Genomic DNA, 4,415 nt, shown 5'->3' with positions numbered 1-4,415 from the left:
AGTCAATACTATTATTATGGATAATGTTAAATATATTTATATATTAAGCATGATCCTTATAGACTGTTGAATATTTTGAGGGGAATTTCTAAACTTTTCGATTAATTGCCGCTCTTCCCTTGAAGGGGTAGAAGCCTGATTCTTATTAAAGAAAACAATACTATCTAGTGAATCATTAAAGTATTCAGCAACTTTAATTAGTTTAGACAATTCTGGGTTATTACGCCCTCTTTCCCAATCGCTAATTGAAGTGATGGACGCTCCGGCAATTTCAGCCATCATCGCTTGTCCAATCCCTTTACTTTTTCGATATGCTTTAAAATTATTTCCTATTTTCATACTCCTATTAAAGTATATTTATGCGAAAATTAATTAGCATTATGCGTTATTTAAATATTGACTTATATTTCGCATTATGCGATAACTATACACATAATAAAGTTCATTGACATTTAAATATTTAAGGCTGTGGCCATTGTCATGGTCTTCCCTGTAAGGGGATGGAATTTTCTTCCAAACCTTTATCTAATTTTGTGTCTAAATCATTACTTCTAGAAAACCGGCTAACCCAAATATTATCAATTTGTTTGTAAAAACTCCCAAAAATAAGTAAAATTAGCCCTAGAGTGGGAGTGCTGAGAAAGGCTATCCACGACCATTGCATATAGTTTCTAACGTTTTTCAAAGCTACAGCGTTTGTGTCATTCAATTCATTAATATCTAAGGTTAAATGTTCAATAATTTCTAATTCGCTTCCAAGTGTATTTTGCAGTTCATCCATTTTAGTATCGGAGACTGTGTAACCATAAAACACTGTACTCTGTAATACTCGAACACATAAAAAGCTTGTTAAGAGAAGGGAAGGTAACATTAATAATAAGAAAAAATGATATCGACCTTGGAGAGAAAAAGCGCTAATTAATATGGACATTGAAGTCATTGTCCATCCGAGTAAATTGCTTGCTCTTGTTTTTAAACGTTGTAAAGCCGTATCTAATCGTTCATGTTCTTTTAGAGCGTTTTCATATACAAGTCGCGCTGACCATAATCTTAGACCGTTTTCGGGAACCTCTCCCACGTCAATCAAATTTGCTTGAGTGATCTCTTTTTCTGGTTTGCACATCATTTGATGCCTTGGTGGTTTTGAGATGATAGGATGTTTGTTTTACGTTAGTCTGTAAAAGGTAACGTATTTTTTTGTGATTCGTATTTCATAATAAACTCCTTTCTAAGTTGGGAGCCTAAAAGCAAAAACTCCCATAACGTGTGTTATGAGAGTATTGTTACTTTAGGTATCATTATAAATCAAGAAAAATGTTTTTTTAGGTAACATTATTTTAAAGATATGATATAAAGTTACGAAGATTGCGGTTTAAAAAGGATAAAGTTATGGATATTGAAAAAAAGACGTTTAAATGTAATTGGGAAACTGGAAAGTCAATTTTTATAAAAAATATGTGGGTTGATGTTGAATTTCATAAAAAGGAGAATGGCTTTTTAGGAAAATCTAAAAGCCTAGGCGGTAAAAAAAACCACAAAGGTGGTATGTTGTCCGCGAGCATCCCAATCGACAGATTTAATGGGAGCTCATTTTGGGTAGTATTTGACTTTGGTATGCCCATGTATGTTTTTTTCGAAATTGAAACGTATATTCTTGGAAATGCTATTTATAGGGCTACTAAGATATCTAGGGAATCTGAGGTTACAGAAGACATAATGAATAATGCCTGTTATCCTTTGTCAGATTCCCGTTGTTTAAAATTAGACTTTACTTGATGTTTGAAAGGTAATGTATTCCTTTATTGGTTAGCTTCATTGGGGCTGCAAAATAAATATTTCCCTCACTACTTTTTTGATACAAAACTTTACAGAATCCTTCGTTGACTAAATATAAAAGGTGACGCACATTCTTTTTATTCTCATCCATATATTTCCATAGGTAAAAACCTCCATGTTCTTCATCAGGTTCATCATCGATATGCTCTTTAAAAATGTTAAGTATTTTATTTAGAAGTTTTTGATCAATAATTTCATTCATAATGTTCTCCTTGGGTTATTTAATTTTTTGGTTTATTGCTTTATTTTTTTTTATTAGACAGCAAATGTAATATTGATTGTTGTGTGGTTTCATCAGCATCCCTGAATAGTTCAATCAGAGTAACTTCTTCAATTCCTTTGGCCAATGTAGAAATCGTATTCTTTTCTTTATCGATTATATATTCGATGGAAACATTAAATTGAGCAGATATTTTTTTCAAAGCTTCTCTCCCTGGTTCTTTTATACCGCGTTCCCATGCTGCGATTAAAGAGCGAGAGCGTCCAATAATATGAGCGAACTCTTCTTGAGTTAACTTATGTTTTTCACGAATCTGCTTGATTTTAAATGCTGTTTCCATAAATAAATTATTAGTGTTTTTTTTTCAAACCCGTTGTTTCTTTTTTAAACAATTTTATTGACTTTCATTGATACCATAAGTAACAATAAAACATGCAAGTCAAAGAGATTATTCAAAAAGCTGGTGGTTGTTTCAGGTTGAGTAAATCATTAGGAATTACTCATGCTGCCGTACGTAAATGGAAAACCGTACCAGTCAAACGCCTGTTAGCGGTTGAGAGGATCACGGGCATACCTCGTGAGGAATTGCGACCAGACATATTTTGTGAAGAGAAAAGGAAGAACGGATGTGTGAAGTGATAGTTGCCAATAAAGTGTTTATAGATTCCGCGAAATATAATGAACCTTCAAAGTTGATAGTTGTGGTTGATTTCAGAAAGCAAAATAATTTTAATGATTCTGAGGAAACTATTTGGGGAAATATATTAATAGGAAAATCACTTTTTGTTCGTTTCCAAAGAAAATCTTTTTTTAATAATCAAGCCATTTATGAAGCTGTAGATTTTTCTGAAAACCCTCCAGAGGAGCAGCTCACCTATTTTGTGAATACTATTGATGTTTTTTAATCCATGTTTCCATATCTGTCCCATCCGTTAAAAGGTTTATTGCTTTGCTTGTTAGTTTATATGATCCAGAGCTGATACGTATAAGTTCTTCATCAACAAGATATTCTATATGTGCATCTATTTTATTTCGATCTTCATCTGTTAATCTTGGATTATTTCCAAACATTCCATTGGGGACTTTTAGATTGATCGACTTTGGAAAATGTAATTCTAGTTTTTTAAGGATTTCAAATGCATAGTTTTTATCGATTTTCATAACAGTTTCTCCATGATTGTGTGTGTTAGGTAAAATGATCATGGAGTAAATGGGAAAGGGGATCAAGCTCCTTTCCCTTCATACTCTGCCCTTTTTTTTCACAATATTGAGAGGAAAGGGGAAAGCATGAATACAGATAAATCTTTAGAAAATAATAACGTTGTAATCCATCGCATTCAAGCTTCCTTACTTCATATTAATAAATCCCTCGCGATTATTAATATGGAGGAATGGATTGAAAAGTTTTAGTCAAAAAAAGGGTAAAATTTTTACCATGATCACGAACGAAGTGTGCGTTGAAATGACGCAACGTCATATACAAAAACGGTATGGTGATGTGCGTAATGTGGCAAAGAAAGTCGCGGTAAAGCGTGGGTGGTCCATGGTGACATTTAAAAATTGGTTATATGGCAAGAACGCTCCGAGGATGCAGGATTTAATTGTCCTCATGGCGGATTGCCCTGAATTAGAAAAAGAAATTTTAGAAAAAATTAGAGAAACAAGAAAATGTTTACAGCAATTATAACTGTGTCTTGGCGTGGATTTGGATGGGATAAAGGGAAAGAGTTTATTGAGTTGCGATTAGGTTTTGTCTCCTTTTCTCTTTGTAAAGGGACCTTATGGCAGTGCTTCGAACGCTTCGCCCGAGTGAAAGATCAATTGATCAGTGAAAACACAAAGTTAAGGAATCAACTCAATGATCAAAAGGCAAAATAAAAAAACAAAAATTACAAAGAGACGACCGTGGATTGAAGTTCAATTTAGTCGTTTTGTAAAGGTTTTAAATCGTTGTGAGGGTCAAAGTTTGCAGACCGTAGCCCCTCACAACGGCCCAATTTTAAAAGGAGTGAGCAATGGCTACTCTAGAAAAAAATCAGCCTGTTGTAAAGATACGCTTTAGCGACTGGGAAGTCGTTTGTTCTCAAAATCTTTCTTTAGCGGCTAAAGAAGTCTTATTAACCATTAATAGTCACATTTTCTTTTCTAAGAAAAATCCTGAAGAATCTTACTGGTACCAGATCACTTTTCAACAGTTTGTTGAATTAACTGAGTTGAATGTCGATCAAATCAACGATGCATTCGACGAACTCATTAGTAAAAACATTTTAGAAAAAACCAACAATATTATCACACTAACAACCGAGCGCTGTGTACACAGCGCAGGAGGACATTCTCATGCCTAAAATAAGTTTAAGTG

Annotated in this window: 13 protein-coding genes; 8 read left to right on the top strand and 5 right to left on the bottom strand. The window is 33.7% G+C overall.

All coding sequences use genetic code 11. The annotated features are described in order from the left end of the window. Positions 1–36 precede the first annotated feature (36 nt). A complete protein-coding gene (locus AABE15_RS08465) occupies positions 37–339 on the bottom strand; it encodes a helix-turn-helix transcriptional regulator (protein WP_338330860.1) in 303 nt (100 codons plus the stop codon). Positions 340–478: 139 nt separating this feature from the next. After that, positions 479–1,126 (bottom strand): hypothetical protein, encoded by a 648-nt coding sequence (locus AABE15_RS08460; RefSeq protein ID WP_338330859.1) that lies wholly within the window; start codon positions 1,124–1,126, stop codon positions 479–481. 263 nt (positions 1,127–1,389) lie between these two features. Here AABE15_RS08460 and AABE15_RS08455 point away from each other — a divergent pair, with 263 nt between their 5' ends. Next, entirely contained in the window at positions 1,390–1,776 is a 387-nt protein-coding gene (locus AABE15_RS08455) for a hypothetical protein (protein ID WP_338330858.1), read from the top strand. On the opposite strand, the gene AABE15_RS08450 is transcribed toward AABE15_RS08455, so the two are convergent. Both AABE15_RS08450 and AABE15_RS08445 read right to left on the bottom strand, forming a co-directional pair. Next, the gene (locus AABE15_RS08450) at positions 1,769–2,038 is read right to left on the bottom strand and encodes a hypothetical protein (protein ID WP_338330857.1); all 270 of its coding nucleotides are present in this window, start codon (positions 2,036–2,038) and stop codon (positions 1,769–1,771) included. The genes AABE15_RS08455 and AABE15_RS08450 overlap by 8 nt on opposite strands. Before the next feature lie 40 nt (positions 2,039–2,078). Further along, positions 2,079–2,396, bottom strand: coding sequence for a helix-turn-helix transcriptional regulator (locus tag AABE15_RS08445; RefSeq protein ID WP_338330856.1), 318 nt, complete (start codon positions 2,394–2,396; stop codon positions 2,079–2,081). Between the two features lie 92 nt (positions 2,397–2,488). Between AABE15_RS08445 and AABE15_RS09275 the strand changes: the two genes are divergently transcribed. Together AABE15_RS09275 and AABE15_RS08440 are read left to right on the top strand one after the other, a co-directional pair. Beyond that, positions 2,489–2,695 carry a transcriptional regulator gene (locus AABE15_RS09275; RefSeq protein ID WP_408870270.1) on the top strand — a complete coding sequence of 69 codons (207 nt, stop codon included), beginning with the start codon at positions 2,489–2,491 and terminating at the stop codon, positions 2,693–2,695. After that, a complete protein-coding gene (locus AABE15_RS08440) occupies positions 2,683–2,961 on the top strand; it encodes a hypothetical protein (protein ID WP_338330855.1) in 279 nt (92 codons plus the stop codon). The genes AABE15_RS09275 and AABE15_RS08440 overlap by 13 nt, the downstream gene beginning before the upstream one ends. Here the strand turns inward: AABE15_RS08440 and AABE15_RS08435 are convergent. Next, positions 2,945–3,283, bottom strand: coding sequence for a hypothetical protein (locus AABE15_RS08435; RefSeq protein ID WP_338330854.1), 339 nt, complete (start codon positions 3,281–3,283; stop codon positions 2,945–2,947). The genes AABE15_RS08440 and AABE15_RS08435 overlap by 17 nt on opposite strands. A gap of 60 nt (positions 3,284–3,343) precedes the next feature. Between AABE15_RS08435 and AABE15_RS08430 the strand changes: the two genes are divergently transcribed. The 5 genes from AABE15_RS08430 to AABE15_RS08410 are packed head-to-tail and all read left to right on the top strand — an operon-like array spanning position 3,344 to position 4,401. After that, positions 3,344–3,466, top strand: a complete 123-nt coding sequence (locus AABE15_RS08430) for a hypothetical protein (protein WP_338330853.1) — start codon at positions 3,344–3,346, stop codon at positions 3,464–3,466. Positions 3,467–3,491: 25 nt separating this feature from the next. Next, a complete protein-coding gene (locus AABE15_RS08425; protein WP_338330852.1) occupies positions 3,492–3,743 on the top strand; it encodes a hypothetical protein in 252 nt (83 codons plus the stop codon). Then, the gene (locus AABE15_RS08420) at positions 3,725–3,934 is read left to right on the top strand and encodes a hypothetical protein (RefSeq protein ID WP_338330851.1); all 210 of its coding nucleotides are present in this window, start codon (positions 3,725–3,727) and stop codon (positions 3,932–3,934) included. Before AABE15_RS08425 ends, AABE15_RS08420 begins: the two co-directional genes overlap by 19 nt. After that, on the top strand, positions 3,915–4,118 hold the full coding sequence (locus AABE15_RS08415; RefSeq protein ID WP_338330850.1) for a hypothetical protein: 204 nt from the start codon (positions 3,915–3,917) through the stop codon (positions 4,116–4,118). Before AABE15_RS08420 ends, AABE15_RS08415 begins: the two co-directional genes overlap by 20 nt. Next, the gene (locus tag AABE15_RS08410) at positions 4,072–4,401 is read left to right on the top strand and encodes a hypothetical protein (protein ID WP_338330849.1); all 330 of its coding nucleotides are present in this window, start codon (positions 4,072–4,074) and stop codon (positions 4,399–4,401) included. The genes AABE15_RS08415 and AABE15_RS08410 overlap by 47 nt, the downstream gene beginning before the upstream one ends. Positions 4,402–4,415: the final 14 nt, after the last annotated feature.

The sequence above is a fragment of the Commensalibacter sp. Nvir genome (assembly GCF_963921845.1).
GTDB lineage: Bacteria > Pseudomonadota > Alphaproteobacteria > Acetobacterales > Acetobacteraceae > Commensalibacter.
This window is presented reverse-complemented; position numbering and strand designations above follow the sequence as displayed.